A 26,581-nucleotide genomic window follows, 5' to 3' on the forward strand; every position below is an offset into this window, starting at 1 on the left:
CCACCGTTCCTGCCCTTTACGGATCTATGGGATCAGCAGTGTAGTTCCACTCGTTTTCCTGGCTTCCAGATCCGCATGTGCGCGCCCTGCGTCAACAAGCGGATAAGTTTGATGAATATTGATACGCACTTTGCTGCTTTGCACAACAGCAAATAACGCCTTTGCACTGGCTCTCAACTCCTCAGGTGTACCGACATAGGCGAAAAGGCTCGGCCGCGTGGCAAAGAGCGAACCCTTCTGGTTGAGGATGGCGAGATTGAAATTCTCGATCGGACCGGAAGACTGGCCGAAGGTGACCCACATACCGCGCGGCTTCAGACAATCGAGCGACTGCGGGAAAGTATCCTTCCCAACCGAGTCATAGACGACATCGACGCCCTTGCCTCCGGTGATTTCGCGAACGCGCTCGGCAAAATTCTCCTTGCTGTAGTCGACGACGTGGTCGTAGCCATGTGCCAGCGCCAATTCGACCTTTTCGGCGGAACCGGCAGTGCCGATGACGGTTTCGGCGCCGAGGGCTTTGGCCCACTGGCCGGCGATCAGGCCAACGCCACCGGCGGCCGCGTGGAACAAAAGCGTCGTTCCAGGGCCGACCTTGAAGGTGCGGTTCAGCAGATATTCGGCCGTCATGCCCTTCAGCATCATCGATGCCGCGGTTTCGAGCGTGATATCATCGGGCACCTTGACCAGATGACGCGTCTCGATATTGCGCTCGACGCTGTAGGCGCCATCGCTGCCGACATAGGCGACGCGATCGCCGACAGCAAAATCGATCACGCCAGGCCCGACTTCGGTGATCGTGCCCGCAGCTTCCTTGCCGAGCGGCAATGGAAACTGAGGTGCCTTGTAGAGGCCGGATCGAAAATAGACATCGATGAAGTTGAGGCCGATCGCGGCTTGACGAAGCTGCACCTCACCCGCGCCGGGAGGCGGCAGATCCGCCTCCTCCAGCTTCATGACCTCCGGACCGCCATTTTCATGAATGCGGATAACCTTGGTCTTCTTCATGATGCACAATCCTTACTGACGTCCTAGGGACGGGCCTTACTGACGACCTAGGAACGGGCCTTACTGACGTCCGAGCGACGGGAAAAACTGCAGCACGGCACCGATGCAATAGAGATAGATACCGCTGATGATGAAGAGGACAATGGCCCATTGCGGCATGACGAAATGCATCAGCAGCGAATAGATGCCGAGTGCCGACCAGAAGAGAAATATGCCAAGGTTCAGCGGCCGCAAGCGCTTGACACGCACGGGGTGCAGAAAATTGATCGGCAGAAAGGTCAGGACGACGGAAACGCCGACGAGGATCATGGCCGTCGTGGCGCTGGCGCCGATGACGAAAAGCGTGAAGATCACCATGTTCCAGACGACCGGGAAACCGGAGAAGAAATATTCGTCCGTCTTCATGCCGGTATCGGCGTAATAGATGGCACTGGAAACGACAATCATCCCGGCTGCGACAAACGACCAGGGCTCGCCGATCATGCCGCTCTCATAGAGCGCGAATGCCGGCAGGAGCACGTAGGTCACGTAATCGATGATATTGTCGAGCGTATCGCCGGACCAGTTTGGCAACACTTCCTTGACGCGGACCTTGCGTGCGATCGGCCCATCGATGCCGTCGACCAGCAGCGCCAGGCCAAGCCACCAGAACATATCGACAAAGCGATGTTCTGATGCCGCGACGACGCCGAGAAAGGCGAGAAACGATCCGGATGCCGTCAGTATATGAACGGAGAAGGCACGCATCTCCGCATAAGGCACCCGCTTGTAATTGAAGATTTTCATCCGCCCCACGACTCGTCAGCTTATTCACCTGCCCCGGCAGGCGGTTTTTCTTGCTAATATGCATCCTTTGGTCGGCATCGCCAGCGCAAAAGCGTTTATCTGGGCACGCTAGCGCGACTTACTGTCATTTTCACCCGTTGCGATGTTTCATCCCATGGATTTCAACAGGCTAAGCGCTTATTTTCAGTACCGAAGGTAATTGAGGCATCGATATGAAGCAGATTGAAGTGGCCGTTATCGGCGGTGGGCTCGCCGGCATGATCACGGCTTTCGCGCTGGCGCGCGGCGGAAGATCCGTCGCCCTTGTGGCCGCGCCGCACAACAAAGCCGACAAGCGGACCACGGCGCTGATGGATCAATCGATCCGCTTTCTGGAGCGACTGACACTATGGGAGAAGATCGCGCCTTCGGCGGCGGCGCTGACCACGATGCGCATCATCGATGGCACGTCACGGCTGCTGCGGGCGCCGACGGTCTCGTTCCGGGCATCGGAAATCGACCTGGATGCCTTCGGTTACAATATTCCGAATGCCGTGTTGCTGGACAACCTCAGCCAAGCCATCGAAGCGGAAGGCAATGTCAGCCGCATCGAAGCCACGGCTTCCGAAATCGCCTTCCGCGACGATGGTGTCGCGATCACGCTCGACAATGGTGATTCGATCGAAGCTGCATTCGTCGTCGGCGCGGACGGCCGCAATTCGATGGTGCGAGAGACCCTCGGGATCAAAACCAAGGGCTGGTCCTATCCGCAATCGGCAATGGTTCTGAATTTTTCACATAGCCTGCCGCATCAGAACATCTCCACGGAATTCCACACCGAAAGCGGCCCCTTCACGCAGGTACCCCTGCCCGGCAGACGCTCCAGTCTCGTCTGGGTGCAGAAGCCGACCGAAGCCGCTGCCAACGCGGAGAAGTCGCTCGAAGAACTCGGCCGGCTGGTCGAGGAGCGGATGCAGTCGATGCTCGGCCAGGTCACAATCGAGGACAGCTTGCAGGTTTGGCCGCTTTCCGGCATGACGGCCTACCGTTTCGGCAAGGGTCGCGCCGCGCTGATCGGCGAAGCAGCCCATGTCTTCCCGCCGATCGGCGCGCAGGGCCTCAATCTCAGCCTTCGCGATATCCTGGCTTTGTCGGACATTCTCTGCTCGCGCGCCGACCTTCCGATCCCGGCGACATCGGGCGACAATTTCGATCGCAAGAGGCGCGCCGATATTGTCAGCCGCACGGCGAGTGTCGATCTCCTCAATCGCTCGCTTCTGTCGGATTTTCTGCCCGTGCAGATGCTGCGGGCAGCAGGCCTGCATGTGCTTTCGGCCATCGCGCCGCTCCGCAACATCGTCATGCGCGAGGGCATCGAACCCGGCGGCGGCCTGCGCAATTTTTCCTCGGCGTTACGGGAAAAGCTGCGCCGGTAAGACGCCCGACTTTATCAGGTAAAGCACCAGTGAAACCGTCACCACGGAACAGGCCGTGGTGATCAGGATAGTGGCGGAGGCCCGCTCCTGCCAGACACCATATTGCTGACCGATGACAAAGACATTCGTTGCCGTCGGCAATGCCGCCAGCAACACGGCTGCCTCGATCCAGATCGGATCAAAGCCGCCGACCGCCTGCAAAACGATATAGACCACAAGGGGATGCAGGACGAGTTTTGCCGGCACGATGTAGCCGATTTCGACCGGAATCCGCTTGAGCGGGCGCAGCGCGAGCGTCACACCCATGGCGAATAATGCGCAAGGAGCAGCAGCTTGCGCGAGATAATTGACAAATCGCTCGAAGGCGATCGGTTGATGCAGCGATAACGCAGCCACGACGAAACCAAGCGCCGTCGACAGGATGAAAGGGTGCAACAGCACCTTCCGGGTGATATCCGCGGCAACGCGCCATGGCGAGCGCTTGTCGCCGCCTTCCAACGCCATCAGGGCAGGCGCAACGATGAAATGCAGTGCGTTTTCAAAGCATACGATCAGCGCTACCGGAACCGCGGCCCTTTCCCCCAGAGCCAACAGCGCAAGCCCCGGCCCCATGTAGCCGATGTTGCCATAGGCTCCCGCAAAGCCCTGGATGGTGCTGTCGGCAACCGAATTGCGACACAGGAAACGGCCGATCAGAAACAGCAGCAGGAAAATCGAGTAAGTCGCGGCGATATCGGTGGCGATGAAGTCGATCCGGGTCAGCTCGTCGATCGGTGTTTGCGACACAAGCTTGAAAAACAGTGCCGGCAACGCGGCATAGATGATGAACGTGTTCAACCAGCCGAGCGCCTCGGCCGGCTGCTTCGTAACGCGTGCGGCGACGTAGCCGACCAGGATCAGCCCAAAGAACGGCAGCAACAGACCAACAATATCAGCCATGGGGGTCAGCCATCGGGCATGTTCCATTTGCCGAGAAGAACGAGAGGCGAAAATATCGCCCGACTTAGCCGATTTTCATCAGGATCGGAAAGGTCTGCTGAAACCAGATCGCCATGTCGCTGATATAGCCGAAGATGAAGGCGAGACCGGTGAGCACCAAAAGCCCACCCATGATCCGTTCGACCGTGCCGAGATGACGGCGGAAACGGGAGAGAAAACGCATGAAGGCACCGGAAAAGCCGGCGGCGATCCAGAAGGGAATGGCTAGCCCGAGCGAATAGACGGCGAGCAGGCCAGCGCCCGCGCCGACCGTTTCGCGCGATGCGGCAATGCCGAGAATAGCGCCGAGCACCGGGCCGATGCAGGGCGTCCAGCCGAAGGCGAAAGCAAGGCCCATGATATAGGCGCCCGTCAGCGTCGCCGGCTTGCCGCCGCTCTGGAAGCGCGCCTCCCGGGCCAGAAGGCCGATGCGGAAGACACCGAGGAAGTTCAGCCCCATGACGACGATGATCAAACCGCCGATCTTGGCGAGAATATCGAGGTGCTGGCGCAGAAGCATGCCGATCGAGGACGCACCGGCGCCGAGCGCGATGAATACGGTGGCAAACCCCAGGGTGAAGAGCAGCGCCGACATCAACACATTGCCGCGGATGCCCGGTGCCTGAGCGACGGCTGCTCCGCCGCCGCGAAACTGCTCGACCGAAATTCCCGCCATGTAGCAGAGATAAGGCGGCACGAGCGGCAGCACGCAGGGTGAAAGAAACGAAAGCGCTCCGGCGACCAAAGCACTCAGAAGCGAAATATCGGCAAGCGACACGATGGACTCCGGCTATATCATTCCGATCCCCTTCCTAACGGCGCGGGTATCGGAAAGCCAATCACCTTTTCGAGCGGGCGGCATCTTGCCTTAAAGTTGACGGAATTGGGAAAGCTGCAGCCTGTTGCAAAACCGCGATTTTCCCCGATTTTCCGGGCGGGAACAGGCATCCGCAAGCTGCTCGATGAGCGAATTGCATTTGTAAAAATATTGGTTCAAGCTGTTGATGTTCGTCGGACAACGCACATTCCACTCAAGCTAGTCAGCAGAGGAAAAGCCCCAATGAGAATTGCTACCATGTTCACGACTGCAGCCTTTGTCGCACTCTTCAGCGTAAGCGCGATGGCACAAACGGCAACTACTCCGAGCACGACGACAACGACTACGCCAAGTGCAACCACGTCGGCTCCATCGACGACCAACACGATGAAGCCAAAGGCAATGAAGCCCGCTCAAACCGCGGTTTCGAAGGCATGTTCGGCCCAGGCCGATGCCAAGGGCCTGCATGGAAAGGCGCGCGCCAAATTCCGAAGCGATTGCAAGAAGAACGGCGGCAAGGCCTAGACTTTTTCACTCTGAAATCGCGGTCAACTTTACCATCCAGCTGGCGGTAAGGTTGATCGCGACCGGTTCGTTACTCTCACGCAAAATTCAGATGAAATGCCAGGCCTCGGCGAAAAATCGCGTCAGCCGGATTTGAATTTCGTTCAATCGTTCAGGTGGCTACCAAATGTATGGGCAGCAGTTGTCGCTCATGCATCTCTCGGTTTGCGCTCCTTTGTCGCCGGATCGGTCTTGCCCTCCGCAAGCCTATTTCTGGGATCGGCAACGACTGAAGCTCCGTCCTTTTCCCTACTCATTCGATCGCTCTGATGCGCCTTGCTGTGCTGTATCTTTGCCAGCGCTTGCTTCTTCTCACGTTCGCCATTCGATTCATGTCCATCCTGTGCCAAGGCGTGCCTCCTTTTTGTTAAAGAGGGAACTCACCCGATGAAATTAGGTTCCGATCGAAGGCACGACACGATTATGCTCAGCGGTCCCTATCCCACTAACGAGCGGATTTGTTGTCTTCGAATTAGGCAAATGCCGCTTCGCTGTACTTTTAGCGACATATAATATAATAATGCGACGACAGGCGTGAAACGAATCTTGAATTCCATCCGTTTAAGCTTCGCTGCCATGCGAGGAGTGCTGATCATGACGTCGATCGAAAGAAAGAAGCTCGCGCGGCTTGTTATGCTCAAATTGCTGCCGATCTTCGGTGGACTGACAGCGGTCGCAGTCGTTGCGCTCTCAACAATCGCGTAAGTACCGGTCACGACCTCCGCAGAGGCGAGCGCGGTAATAACGCTGTCGGGGATATGGAATCTTGCTGCTCGATATTTCGCCTGCCCAACGTCAGGAACAGTCGGTGCTGTCGACCGAAAACGAATAGTCCCTGCCCTTCAGCTGATAGATGTAATTCGCCAAAGATGCTTCGCCGGAACTGAATTTCGGCAGTAGGAAGTCGCAGAGATCCGTAAGCTGCGCGGATTTGACGAGAGGTGGATCGAAATCGTCATCCTCGTCATCGAGATCGTAGAAATAGCTGTAAATGTGATCGCTGAGGTCTATCTTCATCAGGGTGGTTTTCTGGTCGATCTTCTTAGGCAAATCCTTGTTGGCGAAGATCACCGGATAACGCTCGGAGAGGTAGGGGATCACAAGCCGCTCGGTCGCGGGCGCGGTGATCGCGATTCCGAGAAGCGGCAGCACTCTCAAGGCTATAGAAAACCTCCTGCCCGCGATCAGCCCGGCCAAAAGGCCCAAGGATACCAGCAACCCGCAAACGATTGCATAAATCTCCCACAGAGACAGCTCTGCCACGAATTCCATCATTCGCCCGTCGTCTTCACCAACAGTCTTATTGATGAAGCTATGATACTATCAAATCGAGATTCGTCACCAGCCAATTCGGACTAAACGTCATCAACAACCTGTGCGTTCCGGTTGACGGACGAAAGCGCGATGCGAACAGAGGCAAGACAATCAGCGAGATTCAGCAATGCAAAAACTGCGAAGGTTGCCGGGCTGTGCGTGGCCTTCGGGTAGGCTCATGATCGTTCTAATGAACCAACTTCGCAACCTGGGGGACAGTTTGCATCGCGCTCTCGTGCCGTCCCGAAGTCAATCCGATGATGACCGCAACCGCAGCGACCATTATGTAAATAATGGTGCCTTTAGGCTTTCGGTCCGATAAGCAACGCCTTGTCGACTCTAATGAACGCGGATGGTCAGACATCTTGATCCTTTGGTATTTAAGAGCGCTCGTTTAGTGGATCAGCGAGCTCAGTTAAATATCTCGATTCGCGCATCTCCCTTGCAGGCAGCGAATACCGGGTTATTCTTGTGTCTGGGTTGCTCGGTAAAAAATTGGCCCTTCCTGTTTGTGTGTCGCATCTTGGCCGGGTGCCTGGTCTAGGTAACGGCGATATCACTGGAAAATCGAGCAATACGAAAATCCGCACCTTCGCCTAAGGGCGTTTGGCGACCTATCTCTCCGGGCTGGACAAAGAAACGATGGTGAGAGCGATGGGATTCGAACCCATGACCTACTGATTAAAAGTCAGTTGCTCTACCGACTGAGCTACGCTCTCCCTCTCCGCTGGCAGAAGCTGCCCCGGCTGGAAGTGCGCGGAACATATGCAGACGCCTTATTGTGGTCAACCCATAAAATTGCGGTTGTCAGCGGCCGAGGATGCTTTTCCTCGCCTCACTACCACGAAACGACGCCATAGGGCCGAAGAAGCCGCCCGTTCTTCAGGAAAATCAGAACTCCGGCGCCAGCGACGAATGAGCTGCGGCAAGACAATCGATTCTCAGAGACCCAAACAACCGTAACAATTTCCCTTAATAATCAGGGTTGCAATGAACGGATCAATCGACTCGCCATGCGCAACAGTTGGGGTGCGAATCGTTTTTGGTGTATATCAGCTATTGTTAACAACCTGTCGGGCCCTCAGGAGGTTCTTTTATGGAAGACGCAAACGTAGGTTGGATTGCAGCAATTATCATCGGCGGTTTGGCTGGCTGGTTCGCCGAGATGATCATGAAGAGCAACACCGGCATCGTCATGAACATCATCCTCGGCATTGTTGGCGCGCTCGTCGCCAGCTGGCTGTTCCGTGCCCTCGGCATCGCGCTGCCGTTCCATGTATGGCTGAACTATCTGGTCACTGGCTTCATCGGCGCCTGCATTCTTATTTTCATCGGGCGATTGATCAGGCGATAACAGCGTATCGGGCTGCATACGCCCGAATTGGGAAGAGGAAAAAAGGGAAGGCGGAGCAAATCGCCTTCCCTTTTTGTTGCGTGAGCCCCGGCGGAAGGCTGCCTTTAGCGGAGGCAACGCGACTTTCAAGGTCTTTCCAAGCTCCACCTTGGCGCTATCTATCGGATGAGGAACCGAAAGGAGGTTGGAAACATGATAGAAAACACCAATCGGACAACCGCCCGCAAAGTTATCCGCGGCCGCCCATACAGTATTGCCGAGTTTGCACGGAAATATCGTCTCGACGATGCGGAGGCAAAACGCCTCTTCTACAAGTTCGGCCCGTCGTCCACCGAGCTGGACCTGCTTATGGCCGCCAAACGAAGACCGCCCACCCTTGCCACCGCAATCGGCCAATAACGACGCGGCACCTTTACTCCACTTGCGAAATATCCCGAAATCGTCGGCCCTTAGGGACGACGATTTCCGGTACGGCGATTTGAACGGACCGCCAAGCCGGCCTTGTTGACGTGTCACGACCGTTGCCTTCGACGAGGCCAGATGACACTGTGTGCCCTCACGCATAAGCCGGACATGATTTCGGATGCAGAATTCGCTCAGCCATCTTGCCTATCTCGCGCTGGAATATGCGATCGTGTCGCTTGAGCTGAAGCCAGGCGGCCTTGTGACCGAAAAGCAGCTGATCGAGATGGCGGGACACGGACGAACGCCGGTGCGCGAGGCCATTCAGAAGCTGGCCTGGCAGGGATTGATCCATGTGCGCCCGCGCGTCGGCCTGCAAATCGCGGAAATTCGTCCGGAAGATCATCAATATGTCATGCAGGTGCGGCGCGAACTGGAACCGATTGCCGCCGCGCTCGCCGCCACCTATGCCGATCCGCAGCAGCGGGAGCGATTGCGGGAATGCGCCCGACGGATGGAGGAATGCGCCGGTACCGGCGACCTGCCCGGTTTTTTCACCGCCGACAAGACATTCGATGAAATTCTGGAAGCCGCCTGCCCCAACAATTTCATCACAGCGGCGCTCGCCCCAGTGCAAACACATGCGCGCCGGCTGTGGTATTCGACTGGAACGCATGACCGCATGGGCGGCGCGATTGCCATGCATGTTCACGCGATAGACGCCATCCGCGGCGGCGATGCCGACAAGGCACGCACAGCCATGGCCGCACTCATCGATTATCTCAACAATGCATGAAAAAGGCGGCTTCGTTGCCGAAACCGCCTTTTTCATGCATTGGAATAATTCGCTTAACCGACGAAAGCGCGTTCAATGACGAACTCGGCCGGCTTGTTGTTGGCACCTTCGTTCAGGCCGGCCTTTTCGAGCAGGCCCTTGGTGTCCTTCAGCATGGCGGAGGAGCCGCAGATCATGCCGCGATCGATCGCGGGATCCAGCGGCGGTACGCCGAGGTCGCTGAAAAGCTTGCCGTTTTCGATGAGATCGGTGATGCGGCCCTTGAAGGGGAATTCCTCGCGGGTGACGGTCGCATAGTGGCGCAGCTTATCGCCGACGACTTCGCTGAGGATCTCGTCATTGCGGATTTCCTCGACAAGATCGAAGCCGTATTTCAGCTCGGCAACATCGCGCGTCGTGTGGGTGAGGATGACTTCCTCGAATTTTTCATAGGTTTCCGGATCGCGGATAAGGCTCGCAAATGGCGCAACTCCGGTGCCGGTCGAGAACATATAGAGCCGACGGCCAGGCGTCAGCGCATCCAGAACCAGCGTGCCCGTGGGCTTCTTGCGCATCAGCACTTCGTCGCCGGGCTTGATGTTCTGCAGGTGCGAGGTCAGCGGACCGTCCGGCACCTTGATGGAAAAGAATTCAAGCTCGTCGGCCCAGGCAGGGCTCGCGATCGAATAGGCGCGATAAAGCGGCTTCCCCTCGACCATGAGGCCGATCATGGCGAACTCGCCCGAGCGGAAACGGAAGCCCTGCGGCCGGGTCATGGTGAAGCGAAAGAGCCGATCGGTATAATGCGTAACGCTCAGCACCTTCTCGGCGAAGACGCCGGCGGGTACTGCTGAAGCAAATTCATCTGTCTTTGCGGGGGCGTTCATTCTGTCTCGAATCCCGTATTAGTCTTACGCGTTCTTCCTGGGCACGTATTCCCTGGCAGGCTCATTTCGCGACGCTGATATAACAATATAGCCGGTTTTGAAAGGCATTCCATTCCAGCCGACGCTACGGGAGTGAAATATGCCTATTCCAGTCAAGTTTCCATATCACCGAGCGTACATAATTCGAAAGGTTTGAATACGGCAATCCGACACCAAATTGCCGCAACGGCCGCCTTTCGACGTCAGGCCGACTTTGCCGGCAATCGCCGCCAGCTATAGGCCTGCCCGCCTTCTGCGCGGCGCGCGGTCGGCTGATAGTAATGCGGAATGCCCGGAAGGCGGTTCTCCGCCAACCTCCTCAGTGCTGTTTCATTCGTCACCGAGAAACTATCAATGCCGACGCGCAGCATCAGCGGAATCTGGTCGATCAGCACGTCGCCGACAGCCCGCAGCTCATTGGCGTAGCCGAGGCGTTGGCGCAGCAGCGAGGCATGGCTGAAGGCGCGGCCATCGTTGAATGCCGGAAAAGCAACCGCGACGATATCGAGACGATCGAGATAGGGCTGCAGCCGTGTCACGTCGTCGGCTGGCTTGATGACGACGCCGAGGCCGGCCTCATTGCTCTCTTCCGCCTTTGCGATCAACGCATCGAGGCCAAGCAGCGGCTTCTGCGCCTCGGTTGCCTTGACGTCGTCAGTTTCGATGACCCACGGATCATGCTCCACGAAGCCTGTTTCACGCCAGATCTTGGTCATGATCAATCTCCTTACGCTGCTTCGGCTGCCGACGAGGACGCGCCGTAAAGTGCGGTCTTGAACGGCTGCGGCCCGACGCGACGGTAGGCGGTCAGGAAGGTTTCGGAGGGATCCAGACGAAGACCGAGATAGGTGTCGACGATGGTCTCGATGGCGTCGGTCACCTTGTCGGGCTCGAAGCCGCGGCCGATGATCTCACCGATCGACGTATTCTCGTCGCCGGATCCGCCGAGCGTGATCTGATAGAGTTCTGCGCCCTTCTTCTCCACACCGAGCAGACCGATGTGGCCGACATGGTGATGGCCGCAGGCATTGATGCAGCCGGAGATCTTGATCTTCAGCTCGCCGATCTCCGCCTGGCGCTCGGGCGAACCGAAACGCGTAGAGATTTCCTGCGCAACCGGAATGGAGCGCGCATTGGCAAGCGCGCAATAGTCGAGGCCAGGACAGGCGATAATATCCGTGATCAGGCCGGCATTGGCCGTCTCCAGGCCGATAGCGACGAGGCCGCGATAGACGGCTTCGAGATCTGCCAGTGCAACATGCGGCAGGATGAGATTCTGCTCGTGGCTGACACGGATTTCGCCGAAGGCATATTCCTCGGCGATATCGGCGACAGCGTCCATCTGCACATCCGTCGCATCGCCAGGAATGCCGCCGATCGGCTTCAGCGAGATTGTCACCATGCCATAATCGGGGTTCTTGTGCGGCTGCACGTTTTGCTGCACCCAGCGGGCAAAGACCGGATCGGCCTTCTTCCAGCGCGCCAGGCTTTCCCAGCCTTCAGGGCGCTCCGGCAGCGCCGGCGGCGCGAAATAGGCCGAGATGGCCTGGACATCGGCTTCCGGCAGCTTCAGCTCGGTGTCTCGCAGCTTGTCGAACTCGACTTCGACCTGGCGCGCCAGTTCCTCGGCGCCCGTTTCATGCACGAGGATCTTGATGCGCGCCTTGTACTTGTTGTCGCGGCGGCCATGCAGATTGTAAACGCGCATGATGGCGGTGATGTAGGAGAGAAGATCCGCTTCCGGCAAATAGTCACGGATCAGCTTGGCAACCAGCGGCGTACGCCCCTGCCCGCCGCCGACATAGACAGCAAAACCGATCTCGCCCTTGTCGTTTTTCTTCAGATGCAGGCCGACATCATGCACCTGAATGGCGGCACGGTCGCGCTCGGCGCCGGTGACGGCAATCTTGAACTTACGCGGCAGGAAGGAGAACTCCGGATGAACGGAGGACCATTGGCGCAGGATTTCGGCATAGGGCCTGGGATCGGCGACTTCATCGGCCGCGGCGCCGGCAAAATGGTCGGCGGTCACGTTGCGAATGCAGTTGCCCGAGGTCTGGATGGCGTGCATCTCGACCGAAGCGAGATCAGCCAGCGCGTTCGGCATCTCGGAGAGCTTCGGCCAGTTAAACTGCAGGTTCTGACGCGTGGTGAAGTGGCCATAGCCGCGGTCATAGGTGCGGGCGATATGGGCGAGCATGCGCATCTGGCGCGAGCTCAGCGTGCCATAGGGAATGGCGATGCGCAGCATATAGGCGTGCAGCTGCAGATAGACGCCATTCATCAGGCGCAGCGGCTTGAAGGCGTCTTCCGAAAGCTCCCCTGAGAGGCGTCGCTCCACCTGATCGCGAAACTGGGCAACCCGTTCCGCAACAAAGGCGTGGTCGAATTCATCGTAACGATACATGACTTCCTCGGGACTTCTCAGACTGCAATGAAATCGGGATCGGCGGCGGCATAGCCCGGCGCGTATTCCATGGTTGGGCCTTCGGCGCGGATGCGCTCGCGCAGGCGCAGCGGCCAAAGCTTGCCGCCGGTTTCCTGCACGTCGATCAGATTGACGTCGACGACCTTGTTGTCAGCATAGGCCTGCTTGCCGATCGCTTCCAGTGCGGCTTCCGCTTCGGTATGCCGAGCGACCAGCGCCTCCTGCAGCGATGTCACCCACCCGCCATTTGCGTTCAGCCAGACGGCGACGCCATCGGTGAGCCGGTTTGCGGTCAGAACCTTGTCGACCATCAATCAGTTCCTTGCATAGTCTTGAGCAGCGGTCTCGCGACGGACCAGCGGCTCGGATTGTTCAAAATTCGCACCGGCGACGGCATCGCCGATAATGACCATGACCGGCCCACCTAGCTCATCGCGGTGTTGGAGATCGGGCAGATCCCGCAATATTCCGTGCATCAGTCGGCGATCACGCCGGCTCGCATTCTCGATGATGGCAACGGTCGTCTCGGGCGGCAGGCCAGCTTGCATCAGACGGCCGGCGACGGAAGCGGCAACCGTACGTCCCATATACACCGCAATCGTGGCGCCGGATACGGCCAAACTCGCCCAATCGGGCAGCACATCGCCTGTGAGATCGTGACCCGTTGTGAAGACCAGCGACGAGGCGACGCCACGCAGCGTCAGCGGCAACTCAAAATCGGCAGCGGCGGCGAAAGCCGAGGTGATGCCCGGAACGATCTCATAGCCAATGCCGGCAGCGCGCAGAGCCGCCATTTCCTCACCGGCACGGCCGTAAACCAGCGGATCGCCGGACTTCAGCCGCACGACGCGCTTGCATTCGCGGCCAAGCTGCACCAGCAGATCGTTGATCTCTTCCTGCGACTTGCTATGGCATCCCTTGCGCTTGCCGACGGACAGGCGCTCGGCATCGCGGCGGCCCATGTCGACGATCGCCTGCGGCACAAGCGCGTCGTAGACGATGACATCGGCCTCCATCATGACGCGCTGCGCCCGCAGCGTCAGCAGATCTTCGGCGCCCGGGCCGGCACCGACCAGCCATACGCGACCCTCGACCTCACGTGACGACCGCAGCAGCTCATCGGCTGCCTGCTCCGCCCGCGCGACATGGCCAGCATTGACGGCGTCGGCGACGGATCCGGAAAAGAACTCCCGCCAGAAGATGCGGCGAGCAACGCCACGCGGCACGAGGCGATCGACCGGTTTGCGGAAGCGCGTCGCCAATTCTGCAAGCTTGCCAAGCGACGGCGACAGCATCTGATCGATCTGCGCACGGATCATCTGCGCCAGCACAGGTCCAGCACCCTCGGTGCCGATGGCAACGGCAACAGGTGCGCGGTTGACCAGCGCCGGCGTATAGAAATCGCAATAATCGGGCTGATCGACGGCGTTTGCCGGAATTCGCTCGGCGCGAGCCGCATCGACGATAGCGCGATCAGCTTCCGCATCGCCAGTGGCGGCAAAGACGAGCGTCGCGCCCTTGACCTGATCGGGTGAAAAATCGCCACGTACAGTTTCGATGCGGTTGGCGATGAGGAAAGCATGATAGTCAGCCTCGGGCGCCGGCGTAAAGGCAACGACTTTCGCCTGCGTGTTCAAAAGCAGTCGCACCTTGGCAAAGGCCTCGTCGCCATTACCGAAGACAGCCGCCACCCTTCCTTCCACGCGGAAGAAAGCGGGAAACACCGAAAGCTGTTCAGTCCTGGGAGGCATCACTATTCCACTTCAAGATTTAGCGAATATCGCCCCTGCGGCCAAGAGATTGAAGAAACAGAAATTCTAATGCCCATGCATGCGCGTATTCTTTTGCTCGACATGCCAAGGATTTGAGCAAAACTCACCAGGCGAGCAGATCGCAATAAGCCTATAAAATTTATAGATTTTTATGACTTAGCCCCATTGCCGAGCTGCTTTATTGCTTGTGGCAAACATAGTCTTTAAGGTATTTACGCATACCGCCGCATTTGCAATCCCGATAGACTGCAGCGAAAATCGCTGGAGAAAACCCTTGTCTGACAATAGCATCGCTGCACGCCTCCTCAATGTCGTCGAGCATGACATCCTGCCCCTGACCCGCAGAGGCGTGGCTGCCGGCAACAAGGTTTTCGGCGCGGCCATCCTGCGGAAGTCCGATCTCTCACTGGTCGTTGCGGAAACCAACAATGAATTGGAAAACCCGCTCTGGCATGGCGAGGTTCACACCCTCAAACGCTTCTACGAGCTTGGCGAGAAGCCGGCGACAAAGGATCTGATCTTCCTGTCCACGCACGAGCCGTGCACCATGTGCATGTCCGCCATCACCTGGGCCGGCTTCGATAATTTCTACTATTTCTTTAGCCATGAGGATTCGCGGGACGCCTTCGCAATCCCGCACGATCTTAAGATCCTGAAGGAAGTCTTCGGCCTGGAGCCGGGCGGCTATCGTCGCCAAAACGCATTCTGGAACAGCTTTGCCATCTCCGACCTGGTGGAGACGGAAGCGGATCCACGCAAAGGCGAGCTCAAAGACCAGACAGCGCGTATCAAGCAGGCCTATGCCGATCTCTCCGACAACTACCAGGCGTCGAAGAGCGGCAACGACATCCCTTTGAATTGATAGAGCAAGACCAGAGGCAATGATGGAAGCATCGCGAGACATTTCCCGTCTGATCGACATCATGGCGGCGCTGCGAAACCCGGAGAGCGGTTGCCCCTGGGACATCGTCCAGACCTTCGAAACCATCAAGCCCTATACGATCGAAGAGGCCTATGAGGTCGCGGATGCGATCGAGCGCAAGGATAACGACGATCTTTGCGACGAGCTCGGCGATCTCCTGCTGCAGGTCGTCTTCCACGCGCGAATCGCCGAGGAAGCCGGAGCATTTTCCTTCGGTGATGTCGTGCACGCCATTACCCGCAAGATGATCCGTCGCCATCCACATGTCTTTGCCGTCTCCGATGCCAAGACCGAGGATGCGGTGACGCTGCAATGGGACCGGATCAAGGCCGAAGAGAAGCGGGAACGCGCCGAACGCCGTGCCAAGAGCGGTATCACTGAAGATTTCAAGGCCGGTTTCCTGGGTTCGGTGCAGCGGACTTTCCCTGCCCTTACCGAAGCCTTGAAACTGCAGGAGCGCGCCGCCAAGGTGAGTTTCGATTGGTCTGCGCCGGAGCCGATCCTCGACAAGATCGAGGAGGAGATCGGCGAATTGCGGGCAGCGCTTGCAAGCGGCGACAAGGCCAAGGTCAGCGACGAACTCGGCGATCTAATCTTTGCTGTCGTCAATATCGGCCGGCATGTGAACGCCGATCCCGAACAGGCGTTGCGCGGCACGAACACCAAATTCCGCCGCCGCTTCCATCACATCGAAACGACGCTCGAGGCTAAAGGCGAAACGCTGGAAGGCGCCTCGCTGGAGCGGATGGAAGAAATCTGGCAGTCAGCAAAGGCCATCGAGCGGCAGCTGGCAGGTGTCAAGTCGGCGTAAAAGCCGTCTTATTCCCAATCTTCGCGTTGCGGCTTCGGGCCGTTGCCCATGCGCCGCTCCAATTCAGCCGCTTCGGTCTCTGTGAGTCGGACGTCGAGCGTCACCGTGCCATCCTCATTGTCCTCACGGTTATCGACGATGGCGTGATTATAGAGCCAGGGCAGCAGCGCCAGCTTTTCGACGGGCAAGGTGATCGTCGTTTCCGTCAGCACGCCGGAAAGGCGCCGGCTGATTTCATCCATCAGACGATCAACGCCCTCGCCTGTTATCGCTGAAACGGCAATGACGTTTTCCGCGGTCGACGCCTTCTGGACGATGGCATCGTGAGCTTCCGGTTCCAGGCGGTCGATCTTGTTCCAGACCTCAAGGATGCGCTCGGCGCCTTCGGCCTCGCCAATGCCGAGATCGCCGAGAATGCGCATCACGTCAGCGCTCTGGGCCTGATTGTCGTCATCCGAGAGATCACGGACATGCAGGATCAGGTCGGCTTCCAGCACCTCTTCCAGCGTTGCGCGAAACGCGGCCACCAGATGAGTCGGCAGGTCGGAGATGAAGCCAACAGTATCTGAGAGAATGACCGTGCGGCCATGCGGCAGCTTCATGCGGCGCAGCGTCGGGTCGAGCGTCGCAAACAGCATGTCTTCTGCGAGCACGCCGGCGCCGGTAATGCGATTGAAGAGCGTCGACTTGCCGGCATTGGTATAGCCGACGAGAGCCACGATCGGATGCGGCACCTTCTTGCGTTTGGCGCGATGAAGCTGGCGGGTGCGAACCACCTGTTCGAGCTCGCGCTCGAGCCGGATGATCCGCTCCTGCAGCATGCGCCGGTCGGCTTCGATCTGGGTTTCACCCGGGCCGCCCATGAAGCCGGCACCGCCGCGCTGGCGTTCAAGGTGGGTCCAGCTTCGAACCAATCGGCCCTTCTGGTAGTTCAGATGCGCAAGCTCGACCTGCAGCGTACCCTCCTTGGTGGAGGCGCGGCGGCCGAAGATTTCGAGAATGAGGCCGGTGCGGTCGATGACCTTGGCGTTCCATGCCTTTTCAAGATTGCGCTGCTGAACGGGCGTCAGAGGATGATCGACGATGACAAGCCCGGCGTTGAACTCGTCGAGGAGCGCGAGGATTTCCTCGATCTTGCCAGTTCCCAGCAGCGTTGCCGGCCGCGGATCGTTGATGGGAACGATTGAGCCGTTGACGACATCGAGATCAATGGCCAGCGCAAGCCCCTTTGCCTCTTCCAGTCGGCTTTCGGGCGGGCGTGAAATGGAGATGGCACTGTCGGCTTGAGCGGAACGCGCGGCGCGCGCCTGTTTCAGCACAGGCACGACGACAACAGCGCGCATGTCATCCCGGTGTTTTACGGTCTCCGGGATGAGGGAATCATTTTTGGTATCGCGTGTCGTGATAACGGCAAGTCCCGGTTAAGATGCGGCTTCTTCGCTCTCGAACATCTGCATCGGCTGACCCGGCATGATCGTCGAGATCGCATGCTTGTAGACGAGCTGCGAATGGCCATCGCGGCGGAGCAGGACGCAGAAATTGTCGAATGAGGTTACGACACCTGTGAGCTTCACGCCGTTAATCAAGAAAATTGTGAGTGAAATCTTTTGCTTGCGAACAGTATTGAGAAACAAGTCCTGCAAGTTCTGAGAACGTTCCGCCATCGCGCCGCTTCTTTCTTTTTTGCCGACCTGAGCCGGTTGAATGTCATGGTATACAGAGGTCCCGGACGGGAGATACCCTCATTCTCTCCCCCCAGCGAATGTTGGTATCAAATCGCAGTCTTTTCCGCAACGTCGAAAAAGGCTTCACGAATTTTCTGTGACATGCTGCCCGGATGACCGTTCGCTATCGTCTCTCCATCGATAGAAACGACCGGAAAACAGATACTTGTCGCCGCCGTGATGAAGACTTCGCGGGCCTTCATCATCTCTTCGACCGAGAAGAATCGCTCGACGATCGTTACGTCGAGCTTGGCTGCAACGTCCATCAGCGTCGTGCGAGTGATGCCGCGCAGGATGCCGTGTTCGGCCGGGCGGGTGACGAGATTCCCGTCGTGATCGACGATCCAGACGTTGGTCGCCGCACCTTCCTTCACCATGCCATTGTGATCGATATAGATCGCCTCCTGCGCGCCGGCCTCCTTGGCCTGCTGACGGGCCATCGCGTTCGGAAGCAGTCCGACCGACTTGATATCCACGCGATCCCAGCGGTTGTCGCGGACGGTGATCGCCTTGATGCCATTGGCGTTCTTCTTGGCGATCACGGACTGATCGGTGCTCTTGGCGGTGACGACGATCGAGGATGGCGTGCCGGCCGGCGGAAAGACGTGATCGCGCCGGGCAACGCCGCGCGTCACCTGCAGATAGAATAGGCCGTTGCGGACATGATTGCGGCGCAAAGTCTCGCGAATCACCAGGATCAATGCCTGGCGCGTCATCGGCCAGGCGATCCGCAATTCGCTCAGCGAACGGTTGAGTCGATCGAGATGGCGCGTCAGGTCGACGATCACGCCATGACGGACTTCGCAAACCTCATAGACACCGTCGGCGAACTGATAGCCGCGATCCTCGATATGCACCATGGCATCGCTGTGTTTGACATAGCGGCCGTTGACGTAAGCTATTCTCGGCATAGAAGCCCCTGATCCGAATTCTGTGATGTTCGAAATGTCGGGCGGCGGTTCAGACGCCCAACGACTTCAGCTTGCGATGGAGTGCCGAGCGTTCCATGCCGACAAATTCCGCCGTGCGCGAGATATTGCCACCGAAGCGGTTGATCTGAGCGATGAGATAATCGCGCTCGAACATTTCGCGGGCCTCGCGCAGCGGCAATGTCATGATGTGGTAATCATTCTTGGCGGAGACCTTCGGCAGCATGTCGCCGAGGTCGGTCGGCAGCATTTCCGCCGTGATCGGCGTTTCTGCGCCGTCAGAGCGCGCCAGGATCATCAGCCGCTCGATATTGTTGCGCAGCTGGCGGATGTTGCCGGGCCAATCATGCGCCTGCAGCACGGCCATGGCGTCGTCACCGATGCGACGCGGACGGATGCCCGCCTGCTCCGAAATCTGGCGCATCAGCTGATCGACGAGGAAGGGAATATCCTCACGGCGCTCGGCAAGAGCCGGGACGCGGACGGGCACGACAGCTAGGCGGTGATAGAGATCTTCGCGGAACAGACCCTCGGCAATGCGGCTCTCGAGATTGTAGGCCGTGGACGAGATGATGCGCACATCCACCTTCACCCGCTTGGAACCGCCGACACGCTCGAACTGTTGGTCAACGAGCACCCGCAGGATCTTGTTCTGCGTCTCGCGCGGCATTTCACCGACTTCGTCGAGATAGAGGATGCCGCGATGGGCCTCTTCCAAGGCACCGATCTTGCGCGCCTGCCCCGGCGAGCCTTCGGTGCCGAACAGGGCGATTTCCATGCGCTCCGGCGTGATTGTGGCGGCGTTCAGCGCCACGAAGGGGCCATTGGCGCGGGTCGATTTCTTGTGGATCATCCGGGCCACAAGCTCCTTGCCGGAGCCCGATGGGCCGAAGATCATGATGCGGCTGTTGGTGGGAGAAACCTTGTCGATGGTCTGGCGCAGCTGCGACACGGCTACCGATGTGCCGATCAATTCAACGGCGTCGCCCGTGCGACGCTTCAGCTCGGAGACCTCACGCTTCAGCTTGGAATTTTCGAGCGCGCGCTCTGCAATCAAGATGAGGCGATCGGCCTTGAACGGCTTTTCGATGAAATCGAAAGCGCCGCGCTTGATGGCGGAGACGGCCGTTTCGATATTGCCATGACCCGAAATCATAACCACGGGCAGCTCCGGATGGCGCGCCTTGATCTCATCCAATAGCGCCAGACCGTCGAGCTTGCTGCCCTGCATCCAGATATCGAGGAAGATCAGCCGCGGCGCGCGATCGGAAATCGCGGCGAGCGCGCTGTCGCTGTCATGCGCAGTGCGAGTTTCGTGCCCCTCATCCGAAAGAATTCCCGAAACGATTTCGCGAATGTCTTCCTCGTCGTCGACTACGAGAATATCAGATGCCATAGACGCTTTCCTTGTCATTTTCTGTATGGGCGACGGCGGCTTGCTCACGGCGCGGCAGATGCACGCGGATCATGGCCCCCCTGCCCTGGTCGAAATCGGCTGGCGCGTCGTGGAGTTCGATCTGCCCGCCATGGTCTTCAATGATCTTCTTGACGATGGCGAGGCCAAGGCCCGTGCCCTTCTCGCGCATCGTCATATAGGGTTCGAGAATGCTGTGCCGGTTTTCCACCGGCAGGCCGCGGCCATTGTCGATGACGTCGACAGTGAAGCGATCACGATCCGGATCGAGCGACGAGCGCACGAGGATCTTCGGCTGCTCGCGAGCCTGGTCGCTCGGTACGCCTTCGATTGCCTCGACGGCATTCTTGATGAGATTGCCGAAGGCCTGGCCGAGCATTCGCGCATCGAACATGCCCTCGAGCCGTTCGTCGCCCAGCTCACGCCCGAACTGGACATGTGTATTGCCCATTTCGCGCAGGAACACGGCGTCGCGCAGAATATCGCGCAGATCGGTCGGCTCCATGGTCGGCTTCGGCATGCGGGCGAAGGAGGAGAACTCGTCGACCATGCGGCCGATATCACCGACCTGCCGGATGATCGTATCCGTGCACTGGTCGAAGACAGGACGGTCGGCATCGGCGATGTTCTTGCCGAAACGGCGACGGATACGCTCGGCCGACAGCTGAATGGGCGTCAGCGGGTTCTTGATCTCATGGGCAATGCGGCGGGCGACATCGGCCCAGGCGGTCGAGCGTTGCGCTATGACAAGATCGGTAATGTCATCGAGTGTGATGACATAGGACTCGTTGGCATCGCGCGATTCCTCACGCGTTACCTGAACGCTGAGCGTGCGTACCGTTCCGCCGCGAACAAGGCTGATCTGCTTGCGGAAATCGCTGCGATGGCGCGTGGTCGCTTCCGTCACGACTTGATCGACCTCTGGTGAGATATCAGACAGATTCTTGCCGATGAGCTCGTCGCTCTTGAGCGTCAGTAGATCTTCAGCCGAGGTATTGACGATGGTGATGCGCCGATCGTGCTCGACACCGATCACGGCCGCCGTCACACCCGACAGCACGGCCTCGATGAAGCGGCGTCGGTCGTCTACCTCGTCCTTCGCTTCAAGGATTTCATCGCGCTGCGTGCGAATTTCCGAGATCATCTTGTTGAAGGTGCGCGACAGGCTGCCGACGTCGCCGTCAGCCGAGCGCACCGGCACCAGCACGTTCATGTTCCCCGAGGCAACGTTATCCGCAGCGCTGATAAGGAGACGGATGGGCCTGACGATACGATCGGCAATTGCGATGGCTGTCCAGATCGCCGCCAGAAGTACGATGAGAGCAAAGCCGATATAAAGAACGGCAAAAGCGATCTGGAGCGACATGCGCCCTTCTTCCATCGCCTTGTACTCGACCGTATTGTCCTCCACCATCCGCATGGCATTCATGACGCGCGGGTCGACCGCCCGAACGGTGTAGAGAAACGCGCCGGGTATTTCATCGAGCTTGATGACAGCGCCAACAAGATTGGTCACGCCAGGCGGGATGAGAGTCGGTTGCCCGTTGGCCGAAGAATCAAGCGCGTCTTTTGGAATGGCCGGCAGCGGACGTTCGGTCTTGATCTCGGCCTGGACAATGGCGCTGCCGTCGCGGCGCACGAGAAATGCACCCAGCAAGCCGCGCCCGCGTGCCTGACGGGTCATCAAGTCGGCAAAGCCGGTGCGATCGAGATTGAAGAGCGAACGGTTGCGCTCCAGATCGTTTGCCATCGACACGGTCTGACCCTGCAGATAGCTCGCATTCTCCATCAGATAGGCTTGCGCGACGTTCTGGGAGGAGCTGATGATCTGCTGTGTGCGCACGCCGAACCAGCGATCCAGGCCGACATTGAGCGTCAGGCTGGCAACGATGGCAACGAGAATGGCCGGTGTGATCGCGACGATCGAGAACAGAACGACGATGCGGATATGCAGGCGGGCTGCCGCGCGACCACGGCTGCGTGCCTTCATCAGGCGCGCCACTTCGCGGGCGATCAGAGCGATCAGACCCAGGACGAAAAGTCCGTTGATAACGACCGAGGTGAAAACGACGGATGATGTCGGGGCGACTGGCGTCAGCCCGAGAAGCATCAGCAAGGTCGCGATGGCGCACAAAAGCGCGCCGCCGGCCAGGATCAGACCAGGTAGGGCAAAGGAAGCACGACGATCCGTCACCTTGACAACCGTCTCGTCGCTCGCCGCCGGCGACACCGCGTCCTGTATCATTCCCATCAATCTCCACGCCCGAGCGACGGTCGGCGCCCTGGTCAAATGCACGGCCAATTACGACCTTCATGCGAGTGACAGGCAGAGGCGGGAACTGTCGTCCGGTTTCGCCAAGGAGCGAAACCCTTACTTCAGGTCATCATTGCAAATAGCTGAAAAATCAGACGAACTCTTGCCTTTGGGAGAGCTGGCCAGACGAATCGCCACTGCAAAAACGACGAATCAACTGCGTGACCTTTAAGCAACGCATTGTGGCGAAAATGCAACGCATCGGCTCGCGTTGTCAAGCCGTTCGGGAACTTCTGTAAACCGAAACACCCAGTTCTCTGATCTTTTTGCGCAGCGTATTACGGTTGAGACCCAAAAGATCGGCCGCCTTGATCTGATTGCCGCGTGTCGCGGTCAGGGCGGCGAGAATCAGCGGATATTCCATCTCCGTCAATACGCGGTCGTAGAGACCCGGGGGCGGCAGGTTCTCGCCGAAACTGGCGAAATAGGTCCGCATATTCTCTTCCACCGCCTGCGCAATAGTCATGGAGCCGGTGCGGACCGGCCCTTTTTCGATCGGGCTGTCGGGCACGTCGGCGCGCAGCTCCGCGTCGATGATCTCCTTGGTGATGACATCCTGCGGATAAAGCGCCATCAGCCGGCGGATAAGATTTTCCAGCTCGCGGACGTTGCCTGGCCAGGGATAGGCCTTCATGAGTTCGAGCGCTTCCTGATCGAAACGCTTGGAACCCAGCCCTTCCTTCTCGGCCTGCTGGATGAAATGACGCACGAGATCCGGGATGTCCTCGGCGCGGTCGCGCAGCGGCGGCAAGCGCAGCGGCACGACGTTGAGGCGGTAATAGAGATCCTCGCGGAAGAGGCCCTGATTAATCGCCTGCTTCAGGTCCTTGTTGGTGGCGGCGACGATGCGGACATCGGTGCGGATCGGGGTGCGGCCGCCAACGGTGGTATATTCGCCCTGCTGCAGCACGCGCAGCAGACGCGTCTGCGCATCCATCGGCATATCGCCGATTTCGTCGAGGAACAGCGTGCCGCCCTCGGCCTGTTCGAAACGTCCGGTCGAGCGGGTCTGCGCGCCAGTGAAGGCGCCCTTCTCGTGGCCGAACAGTTCGGATTCGATCAGGTCGCGCGGGATGGCGGCCATGTTGATGGCCACAAAGGGACCGTTGCGGCGCTTGCCATAATCATGCAGGGCACGCGCCACCAGTTCCTTGCCGGTACCGGATTCGCCGGTGATCATCAACGTGAGATCGGTCTGCATCAGACGCGCCAGCACGCGATAGATTTCCTGCATCGCGGCCGAACGCCCCACAAGCGGCATGCCGTCCTGCGTGTCGTCGTCGAGCTTTGCCGGCTTGCGCTTCGGTTCGGACAGGGCGCGGCCGACGATAGCGATCAGCTCGGTCAGATCGAAGGGCTTCGGGAGATAGTCGTAAGCGCCCTTCTCGGATGCCTTGATCGCCGTCATGAAGGTGTTCTGCGCACTCATGACCAGAACAGGCAGATCCGGTCTCGCCTTCTTGATGCGCGGCAACAGGTCGAATGCGTTTTCATCGGGCATGACGACGTCGGTTACGACAAGGTCGCCTTCGCCGGCGGAGACCCAACGCCAGAGCGTGGCGGCGTTCGATGTGATGCGTACATCGTAACCCGCGCGGCTCAAAGCCTGGTTGAGCACGGTGCGGATGGCCGCATCGTCATCGGCGACAAGGATCGTGGCTGTCATCGAGTAGTCCCTGTAGAGTTCGGAAGTGGGGCATCTTCTGAGGTGATGCCTTTGGAGGCAGGCATCAAAACGCGGAAAGTGGTGCGATGGTTCTGGCTGTCGCATTCGACGATGCCGCCGTGGTCACCGATGATCTTGGCGACCAGCGCGAGGCCGAGGCCGGTTCCATTCGTCTTTGTCGTGATGAACGGATCGAAGAGATGCGGCACGAGATCGGCCGGCACGCCCGGGCCGTTGTCGATGACGCAGAACTCCAGCGGCAGGGAGATCTTCTCGCGCGTGCCGGCAACCGAGAGCCTGATGCCGGGACGATAGGCCGTCGTCAGCATGATCTCGCCATCCTGACGGTCGCCCACCGCTTCAGCGGCGTTCTTCACCAGATTGAGAAACACCTGCACGAGCTGGTCCCGGTTCGCGAAGACCGCCGGCAGCGAAGGGTCGTAATTCTCTGATATCTTGATGTTGCGGGCAAAGCCCGCCTTGGCGACGGCCTTCACATGATCGAGCACGGAGTGGATGTTGACGGGGACGCGATCGACGGGCCGCTCGTCGGAGAAAACCTCCATGCGGTCGACCAGCGAGACGATACGGTCCGTCTCGTCGCAGATAAGGCGCGTCAGCGCGCGATCGTCGTCCTCGACCGACTGTTCCAGCAGCTGAGCTGCGCCGCGGATGCCCGACAGCGGATTCTTGATCTCATGCGCCAACATGGAGGCAAGGCCTGTGACCGATCGGGCGGCGGCGCGATGCGTCAGCTGCCGGTCGATCTTGTCCGCCATGGAGCGTTCCTGGAACACCACCACCACGGAGCCGGGGTCGCTGGAAATCGGCGCAACATAAATATCCACCAGCTTGTCCTGTCCCAGGCGCGGCGAACTCAGATCGACGCGATATTCGTTGACCGGCGCGCGGCGCTCCCGCACCTGATCGATCAACGCCAGCAAGGGGCTGCCGAACGGAATGAACGTCGAAATCTTGTAGCGCGACAGATGCGATGCGCTGGCGCCGAAGAAGGCCTCCGCCTCCCAGTTGGCGAAAGCAATCAAACCCGCCTCGTCGACCATGACGACGGGATTCTGGATCGCGTTGAGAACCGCCATGGCGACAGAGTTGGCCGCGGTATCACCGGCGCCGGAGCTGGATTTCGAGGTCATGCAGCCTCCTGAACGCATTGGGCGAGATCGGCGCCGGCCTGCAGCGCAGCACGGAGGGATGCAGCCACTTCGCCGCTATCTTTCGACGTCATGATTTTTGCCTTGTCGGCAGCTGCCGTTGCCGGCGCATAACGATCGAGATACCAGGCGAGATGCTTGCGGGCATGGCGAATGCCGACGGCTTCGCCGTAGAACTCCAGCATCATGCGATAGTGTTCGAGAGCGATCTCGACGATCTCCTGGCGGCTTGGCTCGCGATGCCCTGCCAGCACGCCTGCGTGCCACGGACGGCCCTGACAGCCCCGGCCGATCATGACCGCATCGGCACCGGAGCGCCGCAGGATTTCCTGCGCGTCCTCTGCCGTTTCGACATCGCCATTCGCCACAAGCGGTATGGAGACGGCATCGCGCACGGCGCAGATGGCATCCCAATCCGCCCTGCCCTCATAGAACTGCATGCGCGTACGACCGTGAATGGTGACGAGCTGGATGCCGGCCTCTTCGGCCCGGCGCGCTATATAAGGCGCATTGATGGAATTCTCGTCCCAGCCCAGCCGCATCTTCAGCGTGACGGGAATGTTCACCGCACGGACCGTCGCTTCGATCAACGTCAGCGCATGATCCGGATCGCGCATCAGTGCCGAGCCGGAATAGCCGCCAATCACCTTCTTGGCGGGGCAGCCCATATTGATATCGATGATATCGGCGCCATTGTCCGCGGCGATCTTTGCGGCCTCGGCCATCCAATGCGCCTCGCGGCCGGCAAGCTGCACCATATGCGGCTTCAGCCCTGCGCTTCTCAGACGCGCCCAGGATTCAGCCGTATCCTGCACGAGTTCGCGGCTTGCGACCATTTCGGTAACGACCAGACCGGCGCCATAGCGCAAGGCAAGCTGCCGGAAAGGCAGATCGGTCACGCCCGACATCGGTGCCAGGATCACACGATTCCGGATGGATACGGAACCGATGGAAAATGGGGCTGCAAGCTTGGAAGACAGCAAATGATTATCTTTCGGGCACACCATACGTCTGCACTATTTTTAGACACGCTTTGAAAGTTTGCCAAGGGGTTTCGAAGAATCCCGATATTTTTTGGGCAGATGCTGGA

General features: G+C 59.0%; 25 protein-coding genes and 1 tRNA gene. 7 read left to right on the top strand and 19 right to left on the bottom strand.

Annotated elements, in window-relative coordinates:
• Positions 1-24 precede the first annotated feature (24 nt).
• Positions 25-1,008, bottom strand: a complete 984-nt coding sequence (locus tag FHT85_RS23400) for a quinone oxidoreductase family protein (RefSeq protein ID WP_112412125.1) — start codon at positions 1,006-1,008, stop codon at positions 25-27.
• A 60-nt stretch (positions 1,009-1,068) separates the two neighbouring features.
• Positions 1,069-1,794 (bottom strand): phosphatidylcholine synthase, encoded by a 726-nt coding sequence (gene pcsA / locus FHT85_RS23405; RefSeq protein WP_112338360.1) that lies wholly within the window; start codon positions 1,792-1,794, stop codon positions 1,069-1,071.
• 212 nt (positions 1,795-2,006) lie between these two features.
• On the opposite strand from pcsA, the gene FHT85_RS23410 reads away from it, so the two are divergent.
• A complete protein-coding gene (locus FHT85_RS23410; RefSeq protein ID WP_112412124.1) occupies positions 2,007-3,209 on the top strand; it encodes a UbiH/UbiF family hydroxylase in 1,203 nt (400 codons plus the stop codon).
• Here the strand turns inward: FHT85_RS23410 and FHT85_RS23415 are convergent.
• Entirely contained in the window at positions 3,186-4,148 is a 963-nt protein-coding gene (locus FHT85_RS23415; protein WP_112412123.1) for an AEC family transporter, read from the bottom strand. The two genes, FHT85_RS23410 and FHT85_RS23415, sit on opposite strands and share 24 nt — an antisense overlap.
• Before the next feature lie 64 nt (positions 4,149-4,212).
• Positions 4,213-4,965 carry a cytochrome c biogenesis CcdA family protein gene (locus FHT85_RS23420; protein WP_112412122.1) on the bottom strand — a complete coding sequence of 251 codons (753 nt, stop codon included), beginning with the start codon at positions 4,963-4,965 and terminating at the stop codon, positions 4,213-4,215.
• 282 nt (positions 4,966-5,247) lie between these two features.
• On the opposite strand from FHT85_RS23420, the gene FHT85_RS23425 reads away from it, so the two are divergent.
• Positions 5,248-5,529 (top strand): PsiF family protein, encoded by a 282-nt coding sequence (locus tag FHT85_RS23425; RefSeq protein WP_112338356.1) that lies wholly within the window; start codon positions 5,248-5,250, stop codon positions 5,527-5,529.
• 834 nt (positions 5,530-6,363) lie between these two features.
• Here FHT85_RS23425 and FHT85_RS23430 read toward each other — a convergent pair.
• Together FHT85_RS23430 and FHT85_RS23435 are read right to left on the bottom strand one after the other, a co-directional pair.
• Complete coding sequence (locus tag FHT85_RS23430) at positions 6,364-6,726, bottom strand: hypothetical protein (RefSeq protein ID WP_246780071.1); 363 nt, start codon at positions 6,724-6,726, stop codon at positions 6,364-6,366.
• A 799-nt stretch (positions 6,727-7,525) separates the two neighbouring features.
• Positions 7,526-7,601 (bottom strand) — tRNA-Lys (locus FHT85_RS23435).
• Positions 7,602-7,978: 377 nt separating this feature from the next.
• Here FHT85_RS23435 and FHT85_RS23440 point away from each other — a divergent pair.
• The 3 genes from FHT85_RS23440 to FHT85_RS23450 all read left to right on the top strand — a co-directional run bounded on the left by FHT85_RS23440 (position 7,979) and on the right by FHT85_RS23450 (position 9,434).
• Positions 7,979-8,236: a GlsB/YeaQ/YmgE family stress response membrane protein gene (locus FHT85_RS23440; RefSeq protein ID WP_112338353.1), complete on the top strand. Its 258-nt coding sequence runs from the start codon at positions 7,979-7,981 to the stop codon at positions 8,234-8,236.
• A 192-nt stretch (positions 8,237-8,428) separates the two neighbouring features.
• The gene (locus FHT85_RS23445) at positions 8,429-8,635 is read left to right on the top strand and encodes a hypothetical protein (protein ID WP_112400651.1); all 207 of its coding nucleotides are present in this window, start codon (positions 8,429-8,431) and stop codon (positions 8,633-8,635) included.
• A gap of 184 nt (positions 8,636-8,819) precedes the next feature.
• A complete protein-coding gene (locus FHT85_RS23450) occupies positions 8,820-9,434 on the top strand; it encodes a GntR family transcriptional regulator (protein ID WP_112412119.1) in 615 nt (204 codons plus the stop codon).
• 53 nt (positions 9,435-9,487) lie between these two features.
• Here the strand turns inward: FHT85_RS23450 and FHT85_RS23455 are convergent, their stop codons facing one another.
• The 5 genes from FHT85_RS23455 to cysG all read right to left on the bottom strand — a co-directional run bounded on the left by FHT85_RS23455 (position 9,488) and on the right by cysG (position 14,518).
• A complete protein-coding gene (locus tag FHT85_RS23455; protein WP_112338350.1) occupies positions 9,488-10,300 on the bottom strand; it encodes a ferredoxin--NADP reductase in 813 nt (270 codons plus the stop codon).
• Positions 10,301-10,542: 242 nt separating this feature from the next.
• Complete coding sequence (locus FHT85_RS23460; protein WP_112412118.1) at positions 10,543-11,055, bottom strand: DUF934 domain-containing protein; 513 nt, start codon at positions 11,053-11,055, stop codon at positions 10,543-10,545.
• Between the two features lie 11 nt (positions 11,056-11,066).
• On the bottom strand, positions 11,067-12,746 hold the full coding sequence (locus FHT85_RS23465; protein ID WP_112412117.1) for a nitrite/sulfite reductase: 1,680 nt from the start codon (positions 12,744-12,746) through the stop codon (positions 11,067-11,069).
• A gap of 17 nt (positions 12,747-12,763) precedes the next feature.
• On the bottom strand, positions 12,764-13,078 hold the full coding sequence (locus tag FHT85_RS23470; protein WP_112412116.1) for a DUF2849 domain-containing protein: 315 nt from the start codon (positions 13,076-13,078) through the stop codon (positions 12,764-12,766).
• Positions 13,079-13,081: 3 nt separating this feature from the next.
• Complete coding sequence (gene cysG / locus FHT85_RS23475) at positions 13,082-14,518, bottom strand: siroheme synthase CysG (protein WP_112412115.1); 1,437 nt, start codon at positions 14,516-14,518, stop codon at positions 13,082-13,084.
• A gap of 295 nt (positions 14,519-14,813) precedes the next feature.
• Here cysG and FHT85_RS23480 point away from each other — a divergent pair, with 295 nt between their 5' ends.
• Both FHT85_RS23480 and mazG read left to right on the top strand, forming a co-directional pair.
• A complete protein-coding gene (locus tag FHT85_RS23480; RefSeq protein WP_112400656.1) occupies positions 14,814-15,401 on the top strand; it encodes a deaminase in 588 nt (195 codons plus the stop codon).
• A gap of 22 nt (positions 15,402-15,423) precedes the next feature.
• Positions 15,424-16,272 (top strand): nucleoside triphosphate pyrophosphohydrolase, encoded by an 849-nt coding sequence (gene mazG / locus FHT85_RS23485; RefSeq protein ID WP_112338345.1) that lies wholly within the window; start codon positions 15,424-15,426, stop codon positions 16,270-16,272.
• Positions 16,273-16,280: 8 nt separating this feature from the next.
• Here the strand turns inward: mazG and hflX are convergent, their stop codons facing one another.
• From hflX to dusB, 8 genes are all read right to left on the bottom strand, one after another.
• Positions 16,281-17,615, bottom strand: a complete 1,335-nt coding sequence (hflX, locus tag FHT85_RS23490; protein WP_112400657.1) for a GTPase HflX — start codon at positions 17,613-17,615, stop codon at positions 16,281-16,283.
• Positions 17,616-17,693: 78 nt separating this feature from the next.
• Positions 17,694-17,936: an RNA chaperone Hfq gene (gene hfq, locus FHT85_RS23495; protein WP_003539403.1), complete on the bottom strand. Its 243-nt coding sequence runs from the start codon at positions 17,934-17,936 to the stop codon at positions 17,694-17,696.
• Positions 17,937-18,043: 107 nt separating this feature from the next.
• Entirely contained in the window at positions 18,044-18,907 is an 864-nt protein-coding gene (locus FHT85_RS23500) for a D-amino-acid transaminase (protein WP_112400658.1), read from the bottom strand.
• A 49-nt stretch (positions 18,908-18,956) separates the two neighbouring features.
• Positions 18,957-20,321, bottom strand: coding sequence for a sigma-54-dependent transcriptional regulator (locus FHT85_RS23505; protein ID WP_015339830.1), 1,365 nt, complete (start codon positions 20,319-20,321; stop codon positions 18,957-18,959).
• Positions 20,311-22,584: a sensor histidine kinase NtrY-like gene (locus FHT85_RS23510; RefSeq protein ID WP_112338342.1), complete on the bottom strand. Its 2,274-nt coding sequence runs from the start codon at positions 22,582-22,584 to the stop codon at positions 20,311-20,313. Before FHT85_RS23510 ends, FHT85_RS23505 begins: the two co-directional genes overlap by 11 nt.
• A gap of 283 nt (positions 22,585-22,867) precedes the next feature.
• Positions 22,868-24,319 carry a nitrogen regulation protein NR(I) gene (gene ntrC, locus FHT85_RS23515; protein ID WP_112338341.1) on the bottom strand — a complete coding sequence of 484 codons (1,452 nt, stop codon included), beginning with the start codon at positions 24,317-24,319 and terminating at the stop codon, positions 22,868-22,870.
• Positions 24,316-25,473, bottom strand: a complete 1,158-nt coding sequence (locus FHT85_RS23520; protein ID WP_015339827.1) for a two-component system sensor histidine kinase NtrB — start codon at positions 25,471-25,473, stop codon at positions 24,316-24,318. The genes ntrC and FHT85_RS23520 overlap by 4 nt, the downstream gene beginning before the upstream one ends.
• On the bottom strand, positions 25,470-26,498 hold the full coding sequence (dusB, locus tag FHT85_RS23525; protein WP_112400659.1) for a tRNA dihydrouridine synthase DusB: 1,029 nt from the start codon (positions 26,496-26,498) through the stop codon (positions 25,470-25,472). The genes FHT85_RS23520 and dusB overlap by 4 nt, the downstream gene beginning before the upstream one ends.
• Positions 26,499-26,581 lie beyond the last annotated feature (83 nt).

This window comes from Rhizobium sp. BK312, assembly GCF_014193605.1.
Classification (GTDB): Bacteria; Pseudomonadota; Alphaproteobacteria; order Rhizobiales; family Rhizobiaceae; genus Rhizobium.